The sequence below is a fragment of the Algoriphagus chordae genome, from assembly GCF_003254055.1.
GTDB classification, from domain to species: domain Bacteria; phylum Bacteroidota; class Bacteroidia; order Cytophagales; family Cyclobacteriaceae; genus Algoriphagus; species Algoriphagus chordae.
Genome location: NZ_QKZT01000041.1, coordinates 1 through 1,972, shown reverse-complemented (window position 1 = coordinate 1,972; position 1,972 = coordinate 1). Strand labels below are relative to the sequence as shown.

Genomic DNA, 1,972 nt, shown 5'->3' with positions numbered 1-1,972 from the left:
TGGTGAGATTTAATTCTATTAAAAATCGTGGTTTTCTATTCCCTTTCAAAGATTTTGGATCACTTTACTATTCCTATTGCATAATTGGGGTTTAACCGCGGAGTTCTCGGAGGGTTTCGCAGAGGCCGCGAAGTTTAATTATCCTGCTTCTCTAGAAGTGTGTGTGTGTAGGGGGAGGCTCGGTAAAACGAAAAGAGAGTATAAGGATTACAAATCCAAGGATAGAGCTTCGAGATTACAAATCTCTGAAGAACTGGGAAAGCGATGAGCTTGATGGGGGCATTTTTTTTTAACCGCAGAGTCCGCAGAGTGTGACGCGAAGGTTACGAAGCAGGGTTTAGATTACAGTCTCCTGGCTGTGGCTTATAGCCCACGACCGTCTACTTAAATACCTGCCATTTTTCTTTATACAAAGGCCGATAGTTTTGACTCGGTAGTTAAATCTTTGAATAAGTCTTTTATGTCTTTTGCCATTAAGTCTGGTTGTTCCATTCCAGCAAAATGTCCGCCGGCCGGCATATCGGTCCAATGAGTGATATTGAAACCTTTTTCGATATATGAACGTGGTGGCGTAGGCAATTCTTTTGGGAATTTTGCGAAGCCAACAGGAATTTTTATAAAATCGTTTTCGCCAAATTGTAAGGGGTGTTTACTGTTTTCATTATACATCCGGATGGATGAATGAATAGTTTGAGTAATCCAATAGAGTGTTACGTTTGCAAGTAGCTCATCCTTTGTAAACACAGAATAGATTTCTCCATTGTTATCGCTCCAGGAATTAAATTTTTCAATGATCCAGGCGCATAGTCCTATGGGCGAGTCATTTAATCCAAAAGCTAATGTTATGGGCTTGGTACTTTGTATGTGAGAATATGCAGCTTCTTTGGAAGCCCAATTCAATGCGTATTTTTGGAAGGCTACCACTTCATCTGTCAATTGCTCCCCGTCTTTTAAAAATGGTGTATAAGAGCCAGAAATGTAATTCAGATGCAAGCCAATTAGGTTTAGAGGATATTTTAAAGCTAACCAAGAGCTAATTCCAGAACCAATATCTCCACCTTGTGCCCCATATCGTTCATATCCTAATTCCATCATTAATTTATGCCATAAATGAGCCACGAATTCTGAATTGCAACCTTCAAGCTGACTTTTCCCGGAATATCCAAATCCAATAATGGACGGAATGACTAAATCAAAGGAAATTTCATCTTCATCAGTCAACCTAGGTATAAGCTTAAGCATTTCGATAAAGGAACCCGGCCAACCGTGAGTTATGATTAATGGAATGTTTTTTTTTCCTTTTCCTTTAACATGTATAAAGTGGATGTCATAACCATCAATGGTTGCAATGAAATTCGGGAAAGAATTTATTTCAGCCTCTACCTTTCTCCAATTGAATTCGTACATCCAATAATTGGATAATTCTTTCATAAAAGAAAGGTTGGTTCCGTACTTCCAATCTGAGTTGGATATTTCATCTGGCCAACGTGTATTTTTAATTCTATTCTTTAAGTCGTCAAGAATTTCTTCGGAAATATTTGCTGAAAATGGTTTAATCATAATAATTTTTTCTCCAATTATTTTGGTCTAACCAGATGGTAGTTAACGTCATTCATCTAATATTTCGTAATTCTCGCACACTTGTGATTGAAGACCAATTTGTAAGGTTATTACTTTTTATTCTTACCACTTGAAACTGCATTGTCTTTAATGAATGGTAACGCTCGGCTATGGCAAGTGGCGGTTTTTGAAAACGTTTCTGTCCACCGTAACCGAACGTAATAGCAAGATAAATATTTTCGTCAACACTTTCGCCCGCCATTTGCCATAGCTATTGTGTGTGCCCAGCATGGGCATCTGGTATCGAAGATATCAAATTATTCCAGAGGGTGAAAGTCCCTTATGTACGGGGGTAACATCCCGAAGCATTAGCAAGTCGTGCCGATAGCTATCGGCATGGTTTGTCGTGAGA

The 1,972-nt window shown here is 38.8% G+C and carries 1 protein-coding gene; it reads right to left on the bottom strand.

The window, feature by feature from the left end:
* Nucleotides 1-405: 405 nt before the first annotated feature.
* On the bottom strand, nt 406-1,560 hold the full coding sequence (locus LV85_RS21920) for an epoxide hydrolase family protein (RefSeq protein WP_211318459.1): 1,155 nt from the start codon (nt 1,558-1,560) through the stop codon (nt 406-408).
* Nucleotides 1,561-1,972 lie beyond the last annotated feature (412 nt).